16 protein-coding genes, 1 tRNA gene and 2 rRNA genes are annotated in these 19,116 nt (G+C 44.8%); 15 read left to right on the plus strand and 4 right to left on the minus strand.

All coding sequences use genetic code 11. The features are described 5' to 3' along the window. Positions 1-234 precede the first annotated feature (234 nt). The 11 genes from MHH46_RS00435 (at position 235) to MHH46_RS00485 (ending at position 11,790) form a co-directional block, all read left to right on the plus strand. Positions 235-3,161 (plus strand): 23S ribosomal RNA (locus MHH46_RS00435). A 128-nt stretch (positions 3,162-3,289) separates the two neighbouring features. Further along, positions 3,290-3,406: ribosomal RNA gene (rrf, locus tag MHH46_RS00440) — 5S ribosomal RNA — on the plus strand. A gap of 432 nt (positions 3,407-3,838) precedes the next feature. After that, complete coding sequence (gene guaB / locus MHH46_RS00445; RefSeq protein WP_036679982.1) at positions 3,839-5,296, plus strand: IMP dehydrogenase; 1,458 nt, start codon at positions 3,839-3,841, stop codon at positions 5,294-5,296. Positions 5,297-5,421: 125 nt separating this feature from the next. Further along, positions 5,422-6,816 (plus strand): D-alanyl-D-alanine carboxypeptidase family protein, encoded by a 1,395-nt coding sequence (locus MHH46_RS00450; RefSeq protein ID WP_076130392.1) that lies wholly within the window; start codon positions 5,422-5,424, stop codon positions 6,814-6,816. A 112-nt stretch (positions 6,817-6,928) separates the two neighbouring features. Next, a complete protein-coding gene (gene pdxS / locus MHH46_RS00455; protein ID WP_036679980.1) occupies positions 6,929-7,810 on the plus strand; it encodes a pyridoxal 5'-phosphate synthase lyase subunit PdxS in 882 nt (293 codons plus the stop codon). A gap of 18 nt (positions 7,811-7,828) precedes the next feature. Continuing rightward, entirely contained in the window at positions 7,829-8,425 is a 597-nt protein-coding gene (gene pdxT / locus MHH46_RS00460; RefSeq protein ID WP_076130391.1) for a pyridoxal 5'-phosphate synthase glutaminase subunit PdxT, read from the plus strand. A 74-nt stretch (positions 8,426-8,499) separates the two neighbouring features. Beyond that, positions 8,500-9,786 carry a serine--tRNA ligase gene (gene serS, locus MHH46_RS00465; RefSeq protein ID WP_038568043.1) on the plus strand — a complete coding sequence of 429 codons (1,287 nt, stop codon included), beginning with the start codon at positions 8,500-8,502 and terminating at the stop codon, positions 9,784-9,786. 67 nt (positions 9,787-9,853) lie between these two features. After that, positions 9,854-9,942 (plus strand) — tRNA-Ser (locus MHH46_RS00470). 145 nt (positions 9,943-10,087) lie between these two features. Beyond that, the gene (locus MHH46_RS00475) at positions 10,088-10,429 is read left to right on the plus strand and encodes a hypothetical protein (RefSeq protein ID WP_036679977.1); all 342 of its coding nucleotides are present in this window, start codon (positions 10,088-10,090) and stop codon (positions 10,427-10,429) included. Between the two features lie 11 nt (positions 10,430-10,440). Beyond that, positions 10,441-10,593: a small acid-soluble spore protein P gene (locus MHH46_RS00480; protein ID WP_076138623.1), complete on the plus strand. Its 153-nt coding sequence runs from the start codon at positions 10,441-10,443 to the stop codon at positions 10,591-10,593. 105 nt (positions 10,594-10,698) lie between these two features. Beyond that, positions 10,699-11,790: a hypothetical protein gene (locus tag MHH46_RS00485; protein ID WP_076130388.1), complete on the plus strand. Its 1,092-nt coding sequence runs from the start codon at positions 10,699-10,701 to the stop codon at positions 11,788-11,790. Positions 11,791-11,895: 105 nt separating this feature from the next. Here the strand turns inward: MHH46_RS00485 and MHH46_RS00490 are convergent, their stop codons facing one another. Together MHH46_RS00490 and tadA are read right to left on the minus strand one after the other, a co-directional pair. Then, on the minus strand, positions 11,896-12,465 hold the full coding sequence (locus MHH46_RS00490; protein ID WP_076187218.1) for a GNAT family N-acetyltransferase: 570 nt from the start codon (positions 12,463-12,465) through the stop codon (positions 11,896-11,898). Continuing rightward, positions 12,466-12,987, minus strand: a complete 522-nt coding sequence (gene tadA / locus MHH46_RS00495; RefSeq protein WP_076130386.1) for a tRNA adenosine(34) deaminase TadA — start codon at positions 12,985-12,987, stop codon at positions 12,466-12,468. A gap of 304 nt (positions 12,988-13,291) precedes the next feature. On the opposite strand from tadA, the gene MHH46_RS00500 reads away from it, so the two are divergent. Together MHH46_RS00500 and rluF are read left to right on the plus strand one after the other, a co-directional pair. Then, positions 13,292-15,619 carry a sensor histidine kinase gene (locus MHH46_RS00500; RefSeq protein ID WP_076195048.1) on the plus strand — a complete coding sequence of 776 codons (2,328 nt, stop codon included), beginning with the start codon at positions 13,292-13,294 and terminating at the stop codon, positions 15,617-15,619. Then, a complete protein-coding gene (rluF, locus tag MHH46_RS00505; RefSeq protein WP_036679985.1) occupies positions 15,609-16,310 on the plus strand; it encodes a 23S rRNA pseudouridine(2604) synthase RluF in 702 nt (233 codons plus the stop codon). The genes MHH46_RS00500 and rluF overlap by 11 nt, the downstream gene beginning before the upstream one ends. Before the next feature lie 112 nt (positions 16,311-16,422). On the opposite strand, the gene motB is transcribed toward rluF, so the two are convergent. Next, a complete protein-coding gene (motB, locus tag MHH46_RS00510; protein WP_076130384.1) occupies positions 16,423-17,238 on the minus strand; it encodes a flagellar motor protein MotB in 816 nt (271 codons plus the stop codon). Next, a complete protein-coding gene (motA, locus tag MHH46_RS00515; protein ID WP_036679967.1) occupies positions 17,222-18,022 on the minus strand; it encodes a flagellar motor stator protein MotA in 801 nt (266 codons plus the stop codon). Before motA ends, motB begins: the two co-directional genes overlap by 17 nt. Before the next feature lie 206 nt (positions 18,023-18,228). Between motA and MHH46_RS00520 the strand changes: the two genes are divergently transcribed. Both MHH46_RS00520 and MHH46_RS00525 read left to right on the plus strand, forming a co-directional pair. Beyond that, positions 18,229-18,522: a hypothetical protein gene (locus tag MHH46_RS00520; protein ID WP_036679966.1), complete on the plus strand. Its 294-nt coding sequence runs from the start codon at positions 18,229-18,231 to the stop codon at positions 18,520-18,522. Between the two features lie 228 nt (positions 18,523-18,750). Beyond that, complete coding sequence (locus MHH46_RS00525; RefSeq protein ID WP_076187214.1) at positions 18,751-19,038, plus strand: 4a-hydroxytetrahydrobiopterin dehydratase; 288 nt, start codon at positions 18,751-18,753, stop codon at positions 19,036-19,038. Positions 19,039-19,116 lie beyond the last annotated feature (78 nt).

The raw sequence follows: 19,116 nt of genomic DNA on the forward strand, positions 1-19,116 counted from the left end.
ACATTCAAATCGGAAGCTAAGCTTCCAAAACTCAGGTTTAGGCCTGTTACTCACTCGTTGCTCAGTTTTGAGAGTTTAAGCTCTCAAGTAAGACTTGATCCTTGAAAACTGGATACCGAAACGAATTTGCGTTTTAGAACATCTTTTAGCAACTTGTGTAAACAAGTAAATGTTATTAGTGAGATGATTCCAAAGAGAATGTCATCGTATGATATTTTCCTGCGGAAAAATCAAGGTTAAGCTAATAAGAGCACACGGAGGATGCCTAGGCGCCAGGAGCCGACGAAGGACGTGGCGAACAACGAAACTGCCTCGGGGAGCTGTAAGCAAGCTTTGATCCGGGGGTGTCCGAATGGGGAAACCCAGCTGTGGTAATTCGCAGTTACTCATTTCTGAATACATAGGAAATGTAGAGGCAGACCAGGGGAACTGAAACATCTAAGTACCCTGAGGAAGAGAAAACAATAGTGATTCCGTCAGTAGCGGCGAGCGAACGCGGAACAGCCTAAACCTAAGAGCTTGCTCTTAGGGGTTGTGGGACGTCTCACATGGAGTTACAAAGGAATATGGTAGGCGAAGAGGTCTGGAAAGGCCCGCGATAGAGGTAAAAGCCCTGTAACCTAAACTGTATTCTCTCCGAGACGGATCCCGAGTAGTGCGGGGCACGTGAAACCCCGTATGAATCCAGCAGGACCATCTGCTAAGGCTAAATACTACCTGGCGACCGATAGTGAAACAGTACCGTGAGGGAAAGGTGAAAAGCACCCCGGAAGGGGAGTGAAATAGAACCTGAAACCGTGTGCTTACAAAAAGTCAGAGCCCTATTAATGGGTGATGGCGTGCCTTTTGTAGAATGAACCGGCGAGTTACGTTTAACATGCAAGGTTAAGCCGAGAAGGTGGAGCCGCAGCGAAAGCGAGTCTGAATAGGGCGAATTAGTATGTGGACGTAGACCCGAAACCGTGTGATCTACCCCTGTCCAGGGTGAAGGTGCGGTAACACGCACTGGAGGCCCGAACCCACGTACGTTGAAAAGTGCGGGGATGAGGTGGGGGTAGCGGAGAAATTCCAATCGAACTCGGAGATAGCTGGTTCTCCCCGAAATAGCTTTAGGGCTAGCCTCGGTATAAGAGTAGTGGAGGTAGAGCACTGATTGGGTGCGGGGTCCGCAAGGATTACCAAGCTCAGTCAAACTCCGAATGCCATATACTTATTGCCGGGAGTCAGACAGTGAGTGCTAAGATCCATTGTCAAAAGGGAAACAGCCCAGACCATCAGCTAAGGTCCCCAAGTGTGTGTTAAGTGGGAAAGGATGTGGAGTTGCACAGACAACCAGGATGTTGGCTTAGAAGCAGCCACCATTGAAAGAGTGCGTAATAGCTCACTGGTCGAGTGACTCTGCGCCGAAAATGTAACGGGGCTAAACACACCACCGAAGCTATGGCTAGATACGTATGTATCTGGGGTAGGGGAGCGTTGTGTAGGGGTTGAAGGTGTACTGAAAAGAGCGCTGGACACTACACAAGTGAGAATGCCGGTATGAGTAACGAAAAGATCAGTGAGAATCTGATCCGCCGAAAGCCCAAGGTTTCCTGAGGAAGGCTCGTCCGCTCAGGGTAAGTCGGGACCTAAGGCGAGGCCGAAAGGCGTAGTCGAAGGACAACAGTTTGAAATTACTGTACCACCGTAATCCGCTATGAGCGATGGGGTGACGCAGGAGGGTAGTGACGCGGACTGATGGATGTCCGTCTAAGCAGTGAGGCTGATGTGTAGGCAAATCCGCACATCATTAAGGCTGGGCTGTGATGGGGAGCGAAAATTATAGTAGCGAAGGTCATGATCTCACACTGCCAAGAAAAGCCTCTAGCCAGGAGAAGGTGCCCGTACCGCAAACCGACACAGGTAGGCGAGAAGAGAATTCTAAGGCGCGCGGAAGAACTCTCGTTAAGGAACTCGGCAAAATGACCCCGTAACTTCGGGAGAAGGGGTGCCCCGGTAGTGTGAATAGCACGAGGGGGCCGCAGTGAAAAGGCCCAAGCGACTGTTTAGCAAAAACACAGGTCTGTGCGAAGCCGCAAGGCGAAGTATACGGGCTGACGCCTGCCCGGTGCTGGAAGGTTAAGGGGAGTGGTTAGGGGTAACCCGAAGCTATGAACCGAAGCCCCAGTAAACGGCGGCCGTAACTATAACGGTCCTAAGGTAGCGAAATTCCTTGTCAGGTAAATTCTGACCCGCACGAATGGCGTAACGACTTGGGCGCTGTCTCAACGAGAGATCCGGTGAAATTTTAATACCTGTGAAGATGCAGGTTACCCGCGACAAGACGGAAAGACCCCATGGAGCTTTACTGCAGCTTGATATTGAATTTGGGTACGATCTGTACAGGATAGGTGGGAGCCGTAGAAATCGGAGCGCAAGCTTCGGTGGAGGCGCCGTTGGGATACCACCCTGATCGTATCTAGGTTCTAACCTAGTACCCTTATCGGGTACGGGGACCGTGTCAGGCGGGCAGTTTGACTGGGGCGGTCGCCTCCTAAAGAGTAACGGAGGCGTTCCAAGGTTCCCTCAGAATGGTTGGAAATCATTCGCAGAGTGCAAAGGCATAAGGGAGCTTGACTGCGAGACCTACAAGTCGAGCAGGGACGAAAGTCGGACTTAGTGATCCGGTGGTACCGCATGGAAGGGCCATCGCTCAACGGATAAAAGCTACCCTGGGGATAACAGGCTTATCTCCCCCAAGAGTCCACATCGACGGGGAGGTTTGGCACCTCGATGTCGGCTCATCGCATCCTGGGGCTGAAGTAGGTCCCAAGGGTTGGGCTGTTCGCCCATTAAAGCGGTACGCGAGCTGGGTTCAGAACGTCGTGAGACAGTTCGGTCCCTATCTGTCGTGGGCGCAGGAAATTTGAGAGGAGCTGTCCTTAGTACGAGAGGACCGGGATGGACGTACCGCTGGTGCACCAGTTGTTCCGCCAGGAGCATGGCTGGGTAGCTACGTACGGACGGGATAAGCGCTGAAAGCATCTAAGCGTGAAGCCCCCCTCAAGATGAGATTTCCCAATTAGTAAGACCCCTTGAAGACGACGAGGTAGATAGGTTGGAGGTGGAAGTGCAGTAATGCATGGAGCTGACCAATACTAATCGGTCGAGGGCTTATCCTATAGTTAGAATGCAGATTTGTTTCGGATTCAGTTTTCAGGCATCAAGCCTGTAACACGCTTAGAAATTTATTCTCACTTCTGGTGAAGAACCGAATTTCACGCGGCAGCGTCTGTTTCACAGACGCATGTTTGGTGGCGATAGCGGAGGGGTTCCACGCGTACCCATCCCGAACACGACCGTTAAGCCCTCCAGCGCCGATGGTACTTGGACCGAAGGGTCCTGGGAGAGTAGGACGTTGCCAAGCACGCAAGACCACTGTTGAGTAATCGACAGTGGTCTTTTTGTTATGTAAATAGAGAATTCATTGGGCTATATTTTGAGATACTAAGATGGAGATAAGCGTGGTTTAAAAGGTGAACAGAGGCGAACTGTAAATTTTTAACACACTAAATTGTCCTCTCAGCACGGACTAACGTCCAATAATTCGCTTACTCGGCGGCCGTTTTTTGAATACCTACTCTGATGATGTAATGTTCTTGACAGTCCAAATGCCCTTTGCTAAGATGGCAATAATATATTTTTGGATAAGCATCTCAAACCTTAATTGAAGATCTACACTTGTTCAGCCCCCAGATGTACAGAATTGTCTGTCGTGAATGGACTGGAGTCAAAGGTTCTTCTTTCATAAAGTTTGTAGGCGGGTATAATTTAAAACAACCGAGGAGGAATGACCCAGGTGTGGAAAGATAAGTTTGGTAAAGAAGGTCTAACTTTTGATGATGTGCTGCTGGTTCCGCGTAAATCTGAGGTACTGCCTAAAGAAGTGGATTTGACCACAGTTCTAAGTAAGAATGTGAAGTTGAATATTCCACTTATGAGTGCAGGTATGGACACAGTCACAGAAGCAGCCATGGCCATTGCAATTGCTCGTGAGGGTGGCATCGGGATTATACACAAGAATATGCCTGTAGAGCAGCAAGCGGAAGAAGTAGATCGTGTGAAGCGTTCCGAGAGCGGAGTTATTACGAATCCATTCTCACTTACGGCAGAACACATGGTATCTGATGCAGAGCTTTTAATGGGTAAATATCGCATTTCCGGAGTGCCGATTGTAGACAGTGACAATAAACTTGTCGGTATTCTGACTAATAGAGACTTACGCTTTATTCATGATTTCAATATTCAAATTAAAGAAGTTATGACACATGAGAATCTTGTAACAGCTGCTGTGGGTACAACCCTTCAGGAAGCAGAAGGTATCCTGCAACGTCATAAGATCGAGAAGCTTCCCCTTGTGGACGAGAATAATATTCTTAAGGGCCTCATCACCATTAAGGATATTGAAAAAGCTATTCAATTCCCTAACGGAGCCAAAGATGCACATGGCCGTCTACTTGTTGGAGCAGCTGTTGGTATCTCTAAAGACACCTTCGAACGTACTGCAGCATTAGTAAAAGCTGGTGTGGACTTGATCGTCGTCGATTCTGCACATGGTCACCACATTAATATAATTGAAGCGGTTCGCCAAATTCGTGAGCTGTATCCTGATCTTACGATTGTTGCTGGTAACGTAGCTACAGGCGAAGCAACCCGTGAACTTATTGAAGCTGGTGCATCTGTAGTTAAAGTAGGTATTGGACCAGGATCGATCTGTACAACACGCGTTATCGCTGGTATCGGCGTACCACAGGTTACAGCCATTTATGATTGTGCCACAGTTGCTCGTGAGTACGGAATTCCTATTATCGCTGATGGCGGTATTAAGTATTCTGGGGAGATCACTAAGGCTATCGCAGCTGGTGCTCATGCTGTAATGATGGGAAGTATGTTTGCGGGTACAGAAGAAAGCCCAGGGGAATCTGAGCTTTATCAAGGCCGTAAATTTAAAGTATATCGTGGTATGGGTAGCATGAGTGCCATGAAACAAGGCAGTAAAGACCGTTATTTCCAAGATGATGATAAAAAGCTCGTTCCTGAAGGAATTGAGGGACGTATTGCTTTTAAAGGGCCTCTTTCGGACACTGTTCATCAATTGATCGGCGGATTGCGCTCAGGTATGGGCTATTGCGGTACGAAGTCATTGGAAGAACTGCGTAACGATACTTCTTTCATTCGCATCACAAGTGCTGGACTTCGTGAAAGCCACCCGCATGATGTGCAAATTACAAAAGAAGCACCAAACTATTCCGTATAATGGACTAACCGTATTATTTTTTGGACAGACAGGACTATTTCGTCCTGTCTGTCTTTTTTTGCGGGTACCCCTGTGTTAGAATAGAACAAGCTATTGATATGAGATTTAAAGGAGAGTCGTAATCATTGAAGCACAAACGAAAATTTAATGGTAAGCAAATTGTAATTAAGACAGCGACTGTAGGTCTGCTTTTAAATATGTTAATGAACCCTGTAATTCCAGCATTGGCTGAAGCGGGCAAAACTCCGGCTACAACCGAGGGTGCCGCAACTACTACTGAAACTGCACCCAAGACCAACGCAGTTAAGATCCCTTCTGTGGAATCTCTTAACTTGGAATTGAGTTCTGCTATTCTAATAGAACCAACTACAGGCCAAGTACTTATGGCTCTAAATCCAGATACACCACTCCCACCTGCGAGTATGACCAAGATGATGACTGAATATCTTGTATCTGATGCCGTGAAAAAAGGAGACATCTCTTGGGATCAGAAAGTTATCATTCAAGAGAATGCTTCCAAACAGGTCGGATCACGAATTTTTCTGGCAGCTGGAGATGAACATACGGTTAAAGAGCTATACATAGCGATGGCCGTAGGATCGGCGAATGATGCCACAGTTGCTTTGGCAGAATTGGTATCGGGTTCAGAAGAACAATTCGTAGAACTAATGAATCAGACTGCACAGAAGATGGGCATGAAAAATACCTATTTTATTAACTCAACTGGACTTGATCGGGCAGACATGCCGAAGAAATTCCGTCCTGATCTTGATAAAGAGACTGTAATGTCAGCTAGAGATGCAGCTACTCTTGCTAAATTTATAGTTACTGACCACCCGGACTTCACTGAATTTACAACGATTCAGTCTTATAAATTCCGTGATCGGGATACAGCGCCGATCATTAACTACAACTGGATGCTGGAAGCTAACAAAAGTATTCCCAACTTTAAGGCATATGCTTATCCAGGTCTAGATGGACTGAAGACTGGCCATACCACAAATGCAGGTAACTGCTTTACAGGTACTGCTGTGCGTGATGGAATGCGTCTAATCAGTGTTGTTATGGGTGCTAATTCAGAGGCACATCGATTCACAGAAACAAAAAAAGTGCTCGACTACGGATTTAACAACTTTGAAATCAAACAGGTTGTAGCTCCGAAGGCTGTTATTGCTGGCACGGAAACAGTTCCGGTACTGAAAGGAAAGAATAAAGATGTTTCTATAGTTACTGATGAAGGAGTTTCTTTCATTGTTCCTAAGGGAACGGTTTCTCCTGAAGTTACTACAACTGTTGTAACAAATGACCCTGCAACTTTGGTTGCTCCTATAGCTCAATCCTCTAAAGTAGGTAAAGTTACCTATTCCTACAAGGCTGAAGGCATGCAAGCAGCACAGGAGAAAACAGTTAATCTGATCACAGTAGAGGAAGCTGAGAAGGCTGGCTGGTTCAAGTTGTTCCTTAGAGCGATTGGTGATTTCTTCGGTGATTTATTTTCAGGGATCAAGAACTTGTTCTAATGCAGTTTGGTGTCGAAATCAGCAGTAAATCCGAGTAAATGGGTTGTAGATTTCCCTTCATTGGGGTAAAATTACAAGTTAGATTAAGATAGATCATTCGGGGGGTTAGGACATGGAAACAGGTACATCGCGAGTTAAAAGAGGCATGGCAGAAATGCAAAAAGGCGGCGTCATTATGGACGTCATGAATGCAGAGCAAGCAAAAATTGCTGAGGCTGCTGGTGCAGTTGCTGTTATGGCTCTGGAACGCGTACCTTCTGACATTCGTGCAGCTGGCGGTGTAGCACGGATGGCCGATCCTACAATTGTAGAAGAGGTTCTCAAGGTGGTAAGTATCCCTGTTATGGCTAAGGCTCGTATCGGCCATTATGTAGAAGCGAAAGTTCTAGAATCTTTGGGTGTTGATTACTTGGATGAGAGTGAAGTTCTTACTCCTGCTGATGAAGTATTCCATATTGATAAACATGAGTTCACCGTTCCTTTTGTATGTGGAGCGAAGGATCTGGGAGAAGCACTGAGACGTATTAACGAAGGTGCCTCCATGATCCGTACAAAAGGTGAACCAGGAACAGGCAACATTGTTGAGGCCGTGCGTCACATGCGCTTTATCAACAGTCAAATCCGTAAAGTAACGAATTTGTCCAAGGACGAGCTATATAATGAAGCAAAGAACCTGGGAGTTTCCTACGAGCTGTTGCTCGAAGTACATGAGCTTGGCAAACTGCCGGTTGTTAACTTTGCCGCTGGGGGTGTAGCTACTCCTGCAGATGCTGCTCTTATGATGCATTTGGGTGCTGATGGTGTATTCGTAGGCTCGGGTATTTTTAAATCGGACAATCCTGAGAAATTTGCGCGTGCGATTGTTGAAGCCACTACACACTATACTGATTACAAACTGATTGCTGAAGTATCCAAGAACCTTGGTGCACCAATGAAGGGGATTGATATTGCAACTCTCACCCCGGCTGAACGTATGTCGGAGCGTGGCCGTTAATAGAGAGAAGGTTGTAGGATGAAGATAGGAGTATTGGCGCTGCAAGGCGCTGTTACGGAGCATATTGTTAGTATAGAGAAGACCGGTGCAGAAGGCGTGCCTATCAAGCGTGTGGAGCAGCTAGAAGAGGTTGAAGGCCTGATTATCCCCGGCGGAGAAAGTACAACGATTGGAAAGCTAATGCGGAAATATGGCTTCATAGAAGCCATCCGTGATTTTTCTGATCAGGGTAAGCCTATTTTTGGCACATGTGCGGGTATGATCGTGCTGGCCAAAAAAATTGCCGGTGGTGAACCGGGGCATTTGGAGCTGATGGATATTACCGTAGCCCGGAATGCATTCGGCCGCCAACGGGAAAGCTTTGAATGTGATCTGGAGGTTAAAGGCATTGATGAGCCGGTTCGTGCTGTGTTTATACGTGCACCGCTTATCAACGAGGTAGGACCGGGAGTTGATGTGCTTACAGTCTATAATGATGAGATTGTAACCGCGCGCGAAGGCAACTTGCTGGTGTCTTCTTTTCATCCAGAACTGACCGATGATTTCAGACTGCACCAATATTTTGCCGATATGGTAGAGGCGAATAGGGAAGTCCAACAACAAAATCGCATATAAAGAACATCCTGACTCTTTCAAAGCTGTAATCAGCATTTTGAAAGAGTTTAGGCTGTTTTCAGGAGGGAAACTTTGTGTTAGATGTGAAAATACTACGTAGTGATTACGCAAGAGTGGAAGAGGCTTTAGAAAAACGGGGCAAATCACTGGACTTAATTGCTGATTTTCCACAACTTGATTTGCGTCGACGTGAATTACTGCAAGAAACCGAAGGTCTTAAGAACCGTCGTAATACAGTTTCAGGTGAAGTAGCGAAAAAGAAAAAGAACGGCGAACCAGCAGATGATCTAATTACAGAAATGCGTACAGTATCTGACCGAATTAAAGAGCTTGATGATGAAGTACGTGAACTGGAAGCTCAGATTGCTGATCTTACTATGAATATCCCTAATATTCCTCATGATTCAGTTCCAGTAGGGAAGTCTGAGGATGATAACGTTGAATTACGCCGCTGGTCGGAGCCCAAAGAGTTCGGATTCACTCCGAAATCACATTGGGAGCTTGCGCAGCAGCTTGATATTATTGATTTTGAAGCTGCAGCAAAGGTTACAGGATCCCGGTTTGTTTTCTATAAAGGACTTGGAGCACGTCTAGAACGGGCGCTGATTAACTTTATGATGGATCTTCACAGTGGTGAGCATAACTATGAGGAAATGCTGCCGCCTTACATTGTAAACAAAGACAGCTTGTATGGTACAGGACAACTGCCTAAATTCGAAGAGGATCTGTTCAAGCTGCGGGATACCGAATACTATTTGATTCCTACAGCTGAAGTACCGGTAACGAACTACTATCGCGAAGAGATTTTGACGGCAGCTGACCTGCCTAAATACCATGTAGCTTACAGCTCTTGTTTCCGTTCTGAGGCGGGCTCGGCGGGCCGTGATACTCGCGGTTTGATTCGCCAGCATCAATTCAACAAGGTAGAGTTGGTGAAGCTCACCACCCCTGAATCCTCTTATGAGGAATTAGAAAAAATGACAGCAGACGCTGAAAGTGTGCTGCAGCTGTTGGGACTGCCTTATCGTGTACTTGGGTTATGTACGGCTGATATGGGCTTTACATCGGCTAAGACGTACGATTTGGAAGTGTGGTTGCCTGAGAGTGGGATGTACCGTGAGATCTCCTCTTGCTCAAATACAGAAGACTTCCAAGCACGCCGGGCAAATATTCGTTTCCGTAAGGATCCAAAATCGAAGCCTGAATTTGTTCATACGCTGAACGGCTCTGCTTTGGCTGTTGGACGTACGGTTGCTGCAATTCTTGAGAATTATCAGCAAGAGGATGGCAGTGTTCTGATTCCAGAATGCCTACAACCTTATATGCGCAATGTAAAATCTATACAACCAAAAACTATTTAAAGATATAGTTGCTTTTTCTTTGCATTGTATGGTACAATCCTAATGCATGTGAAATTTAAATGCATTTGGAGAGGTACCGAAGCGGTCATAACGGGGCGGTCTTGAAAACCGTTAGGGTGCAAGCCCACATGGGTTCGAATCCCATCCTCTCCGCCATTCCTTTATGAACTTAAAGAATAATTAGATAGAAACCGTTCCCTCTGGGGGACGGTTTTTTGTTTTGTTTGGTAGACCCAGTTCTATTGAGAATAAAAAGCTTCATTTCTCCGCAATGTATTAGAGAAGGAGGATGATCATAATCATGGATAGATCATTAGAAGTTGATCAGCATAAGCTTGTCTCAGCCTGGCAGGAGCGCTTGCCGGCGTTGATGGATGATGGGGATAGTTTCAGTGTGCTGGCGGATAATGGGGATCCGAATAGCTTGCTGATTCATTTTAATGCGGCAGGTCATCAAGGCTATTCGCTGGATTTTCGCTGCAAGTATGTAGATAGCAGAGAAGTGGCAGTGGATCTGCTGGATGTGGAACAGAGCGGTCTCCATATTGATGAGCGTAGTGATGCCGTACAGCAGCTGGCACAGCAATACTCACGGCAAATTCATGAATGTGCTCAGGCTCTTCAGAACTTGACCAATCCTTAGGAGGAATGAAAATGTCGAAACCAAAAAGTATCCCTGTTCCTGGGGCAGAGCCAACAAGTGGTGAGCGGAGAAAAGACCATACTCCATCAGGCCCAGAACCGCTTTCAGGTTCTAAAAAGGTGAAACAAGCGAACCATGTTGACCACCATAATCCACAAGGTTAACAAATAAAAACGTTAAGAATTTTAAAGAAGTGTTTCTTGATTTTTACAAATGGTTTATCATAGGAGGGGGAGAGATTTCTTTTACAATGGGAGAGGAGAACAATAATGAACAAAAAGTGGGGTTTGTCGGCCGCTGCATTGCTGCTTACAGCAGCAGTAATTCTGCCGGGATGTGCAAGTAAACAGGAGGCGCCAAAAGAGGCCTTAAAATCAGCCGCTACTAAAGCGACTACAATGTCATCTTATGAGATGAAGAGTAAATTCACGATCAACGATCTTACGATCGAGACTTCTGACGCTGAATCTGCTGCAATGACTACACAGGTACTTAGTATGCTTAAGAATGCTGATATTACCATTGATGGGGTATATCAAGCAGAGCCAATGCAGACAGAACTAACTATGGTTCTGAATCTGAAAGGCGATATGAGCATGAGCTTTAATGTTCCTATGGTAATGACTGCCGAGAAGTTGTATGTTAAGATTCCATCTATTCCTTTCGTACCGATTCCTGAGACAATCCTCAATAAGTTTGTAGAGGTTGATCTGAAGGCGTTGGCAGAGCAGGAGGGTGCAGAATTTAACCCAAGTACGATGGATACTCAAAAAATGCAGAAGCTGTCTAATGAAGTGGTGGACACTGTCCTAGCTGAATATGACGAAGAAAAATATTTTAACGAGATTGATCCCAAAGATGCTAATTTACCAGAAGGTGTGGAAGCTAAACAAGTCGTTCAGTTCCAAGTGACTAACGATAATGTTAAAGAAGCAATCACTATCTTGGTGAATAATGCCCTGCCAAAAATCATTGATATCGTAAGCAAGGAAGAATACAAGGATATGCTGCAGATTAAAGATGCAGATCTAGCTAAGGCTAAAGAAGAACTGACATCAGGTGAAGCTAGAACTGAATTGGATAAGGGCTTAGCTGATCTTGATAAGTACCTTACCATCAACCAGTTCCACTATAATACTGCGATCAATAAGGACGGATACGCTGTGTATCAGGATTTATTGATGGATGTTAAAGTAAATGATCCGGAAGATGGCACAAAAGTGGCCTTCTCAGTAAATGGAACGGGCCAATACAGCAAGATCAACGAAAAGCCGGTATTCAAGATTGGTATCCCTCAAGGTGATGATGTAATTACAATGGATCAACTTGGAGAAGAATTCGGTGGTTTGGGAACTTATTAATCCCAGTTCGCAAGATAAAGACCCGCATGAGGCGTATATTATACGCCCATGCGGGTCTTTTTTTAGGAAAAAAAGTAGCGCTGATTCCTGCGACAATGCAGAATCCTATTTCTGTTCCTCTGTCAGCACATCTTCAGTTAAGATTGCGTAGGTTTGGTGATCCTGCCACTGTCCATTTATTTTAAGATACTGACGGGCAACCCCTTCAGGTTTAAACCCACTCTTCTCCAGGACTCTTCGGGAAGCTTCATTATGCAATAAAATAGCTGCCTGAACTCTATGTAGACCTAAGGCTCGGAAAGCATAGCCAAGGACTAATCCGACCGCTGCTGTCATATAACCTTGTCCTTGCATCCGATGATCCATTAAATATCCTAAATCAGCATATTGTGCTACACCTCGTGAGACGTTGGACAATGTGATCTGACCGATTAGCTGTCCATCCAGCAGATAAATGCCGAACATATAAGCTCTGTCCTGTAGGGCGTCCTCAATACGCTGATTGATGATCTGTTGCTGACTCTCCAGGGTAAAGAAGTGCTCATCACGTTTTGGCTCAAACGGTTCGTGGGTTACCCGGTTATTTAAACGAAGCTCCAGCAGGCTCTGTGCATCCTTAAGCTCAAGTGGAGAAATATAGATCCCTTGAGAGGTATGATATAGAGTAAGGGTCATTTAGGAGTCCTCCTTTTGTTTAATTGGCTTTTTACGTAAACGGCGAAAGAAGGAGGTGAGTAGATCTGCACATTCTTCTTGTAAAACATCCTGTATTACCTCAGTTCTATGATTAAATCGCGGCTCTTCAAGCAAGTTCATGAGGGTCCCGGCACATCCAGCTTTAGGGTCAGGCGTTCCATATACCGTGAGAGGCACTCTGGACTGCACTATTGCTCCTGCACACATCGGACAAGGTTCTAGGGTGACGTACAGCTGGCAATCCAGCAGACGCCAAGAATTCATGACATTGCTGGCCTCGCGAATGGCTACCATCTCTGCATGGGCTGTCGAATCCATTGTCGTTTCTCGTAAATTGTATCCACGTCCTATAATTTCACCATGTCGAACAATGACAGCGCCAATAGGAACCTCACCTAATGCCTCAGCTTTACGTGCTTCTGCGATCGCCTGCCTCATCCAATATTCATGAACCGCTTGTATATCTTCTGGCGATTCATTGGCTTTAATATTCAAGATCATCTTCCCTTCTTCTGTAACCATTGTACAACGAACAAATATTCGTTCTTAACAAAATGTGCATAACTCTGTGGATAACAGCCTACTTATACACATTTTTGTACACACCGGACTTTAATAATTTGTTTATATGTGCATAAGATGTGGATGGTTTCTTATATATTGTAGAGAAACACCTTTTGAATTTCAATATTTGGTGAATTAATAGGCTTGTTTTAAATGTCCTTTTCAAATGAGGGGGCAAAAGGTATGATGTTTATTATAGGCTCCGCAAGGATTTACCAGTGGATAAGAGGTGAATAACAGTTTGTCCATAAAGACAAAACTATCTGCTATTATTTTTGGAGCGGTACTGCTAATTTTAGCATTGAATCTGACATTTAACCTTTATGCCGCTCAGAATAATCTAAGAAATGAAAACGTAAATAATATGCAGATCACCGCTATGCAAATGGCTGTTTCTGTAGAACAAAGTAACTATAGCTCTAACTATGTAGAATATCAAATCGCGCATAACTTAAGAATGGCTGCCATCTTTGCCTCTAAGGAATTGGGTCCGGATTATAAGAATATAACCAACGCTCAACTTAAGGCCCTAACTTCCAAGTTGGGCGTGTCTAATATTTCAATTCTGGTAAAGACTGATAATGATATCGTGGTGACAAGGGCATCAAATCCGATTGATATTGGAATGTCCACTCAAGGTTGGGGGTACTGGTACCTTGCCCTTTTGGAGTTATTTGATAATCAGGAAGTCACTGTGGGGCAAGGTCAGTCATTGGATCATTTTTGGTCAGGCCCATTTGAATATTCAACCTACAATCCCGATTTCATTGAGAAGTGGGGTTATTATCATGATGAAGCAAGCAACTACATCATTAATCCTGTTATTCTCAATACTGCGGCAAGTGAATATATCGAAATCACCAACCCCGATCAAATTGTAGAGCGAACCAAAGAAGTTAATCCAGGGATTTTAGAGCTTACAGGATTTAATCCAACAACATTTGGTTTAGCAAGTATGGCGGGTGATGGAAGCGATGCATTTAAAAAGAAACTTGGCAACCGCCCAATTAAGTTCGGTACCTATACTTATGGTAATGTGGAGCAAGATAAAGCAGCTATTCTATTAGCTCAGCAGAAGCAGAAGCCAGTTACACTGGAGACGAAGGTACATGGGAAAAGAGTGCTCAAAAGCTTCATTCCTATTCAGAATCCTAAAATGGAGCCTTACGTAATCGGTGTAGTTTTGGATTATTCTGTGATTTCATCCGTAGTTCATGAACAATTAGCCAATTATTTGACTACGTCTCTGTTATTGCTAGCATTATTTTTGCTATGTAGTTACATACTTTCAGGTTTTATTACTCGTCCAATTCAGGCTATACTTGCCAAAGTCAATGACGTAGCGCGAGGTAAGTTCGAACCTCCATTAAAGGTAACCTCTCGTGATGAGTTAGGTCAATTAGCCTTGCGGATTAACGCTATGACTTCTCATCTTATGCAACGCACCAATCGTCTTAAGCAGACGCTGGAAGAGAACCGGGCGGTTAAGGAGCATTTGGAATCCGTAATTAACGGTACGTCGGATGCGATTCATACGTTGGATATGGAGGGACGAATCACTAGCACTAACAGAGCCTTTGAGGAGCTGTACGGATGGAGTGCAACAGAAGTGATAGGCAATATGCCATATCTTGTACCCGCGACAGCGCTTAAGCAAGAGGAAGAGCGGCTTGACGCGTTAAGAAATGGTGCAGTTCTGCCGCCGATCGAGACAGTGAGACTTAAACGGGACGGATCATTAGTTGAAGTTAGCGTTAGTACCTCGATAATTCGAGATGAAGAGGGTTATCCCCATTCCTTTATTCACGTTTCTCGTGATATGACGGAACGCAATCGAATGGAGGAGCTGCTTAGACGCTCTGAGAAACTAACTACAGTCGGCCAATTGGCCGCAGGAGTAGCTCATGAGATTCGTAATCCTCTTACCACATTAAAAGGATTTCTACAGCTTCAACAGGAGAAGGAGCTCTTGGTTCCGCTTCATATAGAGCTGATGTTATCCGAGCTGGAGCGGATTAATCTTATCGTCAGTGAATTTTTAATTCTGGCTAAGCCACAAGCCGTTCATTTTCAGGAGAAAGATCTTCGCTACATATTAGGTGATGTAGTTTCTCTATTGGATAGTCTGGCTCATCTACATGATATTCAATTTAGTACGAAATTCTCTGAACAACCTGCTACTGTACATTGTGAAGAGAACCAGCTGAAGCAGGTATTTATTAATATTGTTAAAAATGCAATTGAGGCTATGCCCGAGGGTGGCGTCATTTCGATGGAACTGTGGAACTCTGTGGATTGCGTCTTTATTGTAATTAAAGATCAGGGTGAAGGGATTCCAGAGGACGTGCTGCCTAAGCTGGGTGAACCGTTCTTCACGAATAAGGAATCGGGGACTGGTCTTGGGTTAATGATTAGCCAGCGTATTATTCAGGCTCATAAGGGTCATTTGGAAATACAAAGTGAAGTTGGCCGGGGGACAACCGTTATGATTAAGCTGCCTGCAGCTGGAGGGGTTACACCTTGGCTCAACATTAAGGATGAACGGAGTGAAGAACAACGTGAGAATTAATAAATTCATCAGTGAGACAGGGTACTGTTCACGCCGAGAAGCAGACAAGCTTGTGGATGCCGGCAGAGTTACGATCAACGGAGAGCCTGCTGTGCTGGGCAGTCAGGCTGTTCCGGGCGATGATGTGCGAATAGATGGTATAGCGCTTGAAACCTCAAGCCAGACGGTCTACATTGCTCTAAACAAGCCGGTAGGGATTACATCAACCACAGAACAGCATATCAAGGGGAATATTGTCGATTTTGTAGGTCATCATGAGCGTATATTCCCGATTGGTCGTCTCGATAAGGATTCGGAAGGATTAATCTTGCTTACTAATGATGGTGATATCGTTAATAAAATTTTGCGGGCGGAAGGCCGGCATGAAAAAGAATATGTGGTTACCGTGGACAGACCCATTACGCCTTCATTTATTACCGGCATGTCGAGCGGTGTGAAAATATTAGGTGAGAAGACGCTGCCCTGTGAGGTCACGCGTATTACGGAGCGTGTCTTCCGTATTATTTTGACAGAGGGCAAAAATCGCCAGATTCGTCGTATGTGCAGCGCTTTTGGCTATGAGGTTCGAAAGCTGCAACGCATTCGGATTATGAATATTCGCCTGGGGGCATTGCAAACGGGAGAATGGCGGGAGCTGTCTGCTGATGAGAAGAAAGAGCTTGGAGCTACGCTGAACTACGAGTTACTGTAGGAATGTTATTACAATGTTACAGGTCCATATAGAATGTAGTACTCGCAACAAAAAAGAGCTGTCCGGGGTCTAAGACCTTTGGACAGCTCTTTTTATTACCTTACGACATCACTTATTCAGCAGAGGGAACAATCCCTGTAAACTCTTTGGATTCTTGATATTTGCGAATAATGGAAACCTCTACCCGGCGATTCTTGCTTCGGCCGGTAGCTGTGTCATTATCCGAAATAGGATGATACTCGCCGTATCCAATCGCACTAAATTTGCGCGGATTTAGATTCGTGTTCTGCAGCAAAATCTTCATGAACTGAAGTGCCCGATCCGCACTCAGATCCCAGTTGGATGAATAGTTGCTATTGGAAATCGGAATATCGTCGGTGTGCCCTTGCACTACTACATCATAATCCGGGAATTGCTGCAGCATCGTTGAGATGGATTTAGCTAATTGCCGCGAATCATCCTTAACAATGGCTTGGCCAGAGGCGAACAATGCGTTATCACTGATCGTAATCATTAGCTGAGATTGATTAAGCTTCGTACTGAGCAGATCAGTTAGACCGTTGCTCTTAATATATTGATCGAATTGTTTCTTAAGCTTCTCTAAATCCTCTTGTTCCTTTTGTCGTAGCTTTGCCATTTCTGCTTCTTCAGCTTTCTTGGAAGTAGAGCTACCCATCTTATCATTTTTCCCTAGATCTTCTTGAGTTTTACTAGGCATTGCTGCCCGCTCTTCAAGAATACCTGTACCGCCATTAAGTGCGGAACTGAAGGCTTGACTCATCTCTTCAAATTTCTTGGCATCCGTTGCGCTCATAGAATACATAACGATGAACAGAGCCACCAGAAGAGTCATGAGGTCGGAATAAGGTAACAGCCACGATTCATCGGCATGTTCTTCATGCTCTTCGTGTCTAGTCTTTTTGCTCACCTGATCCACCGTCCTTCTCATTTAACTTAACGCGTTGCGAAGGTGTTAGGAATACAGCAAGCTTCTGATTGATGGCAATAGTAGATACACCGGACTGTATGGACAAAAGACCTTCGACCATCATCATTCGAACTTCGATTTCTTGTTTGGAGAGACGTTTCAGTTTATTAGCAATAGGATGCCATAATACGTAACCTGTAAAGATACCAAGCAAAGTGGCGATGAAGGCAGCCCCGATTGCCGCAGCCAATTTGTTCATATCACTCATATCAGCCAGAGCGGCGATGAGGCCGATAACCGCCCCGAGCACCCCAAGGGTAGGAGCATACATACCTGCCTGTGAGAAAATGAGCGCTCCTGCTTTATGTCTATCCTCTGTGGCGTGGATATCCTCCATGAGGACATCGCGGACAAAATCCTGATCATTTCCATCAATGATCATCCGCATGCCATTCCTGAGGAAGTTATCTTCTATTTCATCGACCTTTGATTCTAGAGCCAACAGACCTTCACGCCGTGTGATAGAAGCCCATTCCATAAACATAGTGATTAATTCGGGTTTACTGATTAATTTCTTTTTGATAAAGATCATTTTGAACAGACTTGGAATCTTTTTGACCTCGTTGAAAGGAAAGGCCATGAAAATAGACGCTGCCGTACCCACCAAGATAATAACGTAAGCAGCAGGTGTGGCCAAAGCATGAAGTGGAGCGTGCTTGAGGATCATGCCCCAGATTACAGCAACCAAACCAAAAATTAAACCAATTATTGTTGAAATTTCCATTTTGCACCTCGTCCGTGAGATTTAAGATGTGTTCCGACAATGCCGCGTATATCATCCTTGAAACAGCGGCAGGGCACTCTGTGCGAAACCGAATTAACGTATATTCTTATTTATCGACATCATTCGGTTTTTTGTGAAGTCATTTTTTCGGCTATAATGGATAAGGTAAGTAATTATTCATCTGTGAAGAAAACGGAGTGATATACGTGGGTGTAAAGCATGGTAGAGATTACGGTGAAATTCTAACAGATTTGACCGAAGCCGTCGGACGAATTTCCGATGGATATTTATTTTTTGAGATGGATCCGGACGAGTGGCAGGAACTACCCCAAGAATCAAAGCTGGAGGTATGGGAAGCATTGGCTGAGGATCTTTTCTTCGCGCTGGGTAATGAACCTATGATTGAGGTGGGGAGCGGCGTAATTATTTACGATAAGGACACGCACCGCATTAATATTTTAGTTGGCGAAGAGGATTTGGCTTCAGTGGTTTTAATTTAGGCGGAGGAGAAGTCTGTACGTAATTTGCCCGTAGTCAGTAGCCCGTGTTAAAATTGATAAAGCCGAGTTATAATCGCTGGGATTTGTGAATACATTAAATCGAAAATATCGCCTTTATCCTGGCACATCCCTTGGACCTCAGAAGCTAAGGGATGTTTTGTTTAAAGCCTAAGACAAGTAAAGGGAACTGCGCACTTTACTGCAATTTTTTGTAAGGGAGGAAACGAATTGTTATTTACGGAAGAGGAACTGCGTGAGGAGATCACCAAGCTAGAGGGCTGGAAGCTGGAAGATAACGTTATGGTACGAAAATATATGTTCAGCCAATATATGAAGGGCATTGCGTTTGTTGATGAAGTAGCCACGATTTCAGAAGCCTTCGATCATCATCCACATATTACGATTGATTATAAAACAGTTACACTGCGACTTGAATCTAATGAAGAAGATGGGATTACGGCTCTAGATCTTCGAGAGGCGCATCAATTTAATGAAGCCTTTGAAAAAAATCACTAGTTTAGCCGAAATCATAAAATAAACGCCCGTGCAGAGATAGTCACCTATCTCATACACGGGCGTTTTTAGTTGCTTGGG

Origin of the sequence: Paenibacillus sp. FSL H8-0175 (genome assembly GCF_045040615.1) — a bacterium.
GTDB lineage: Bacteria > Bacillota > Bacilli > Paenibacillales > Paenibacillaceae > Paenibacillus_AQ > Paenibacillus_AQ odorifer.

Coding starts and splice junctions, on each gene's coding strand:
- MHH46_RS00475 (WP_036679977.1), top strand. CDS start 10,088: ATGGATAGATCATTAGAAGTTGATCAGCATAAGCTTGTCTCAGCCTGG.
- tadA (WP_076130386.1), bottom strand. CDS start 12,987: ATGATCTTGAATATTAAAGCCAATGAATCGCCAGAAGATATACAAGCG.
- MHH46_RS00485 (WP_076130388.1), top strand. CDS start 10,699: ATGAACAAAAAGTGGGGTTTGTCGGCCGCTGCATTGCTGCTTACAGCA.
- MHH46_RS00480 (WP_076138623.1), top strand. CDS start 10,441: ATGTCGAAACCAAAAAGTATCCCTGTTCCTGGGGCAGAGCCAACAAGT.
- pdxT (WP_076130391.1), top strand. CDS start 7,829: ATGAAGATAGGAGTATTGGCGCTGCAAGGCGCTGTTACGGAGCATATT.
- pdxS (WP_036679980.1), top strand. CDS start 6,929: ATGGAAACAGGTACATCGCGAGTTAAAAGAGGCATGGCAGAAATGCAA.
- MHH46_RS00490 (WP_076187218.1), bottom strand. CDS start 12,465: ATGACCCTTACTCTATATCATACCTCTCAAGGGATCTATATTTCTCCA.
- motA (WP_036679967.1), bottom strand. CDS start 18,022: ATGGAAATTTCAACAATAATTGGTTTAATTTTTGGTTTGGTTGCTGTA.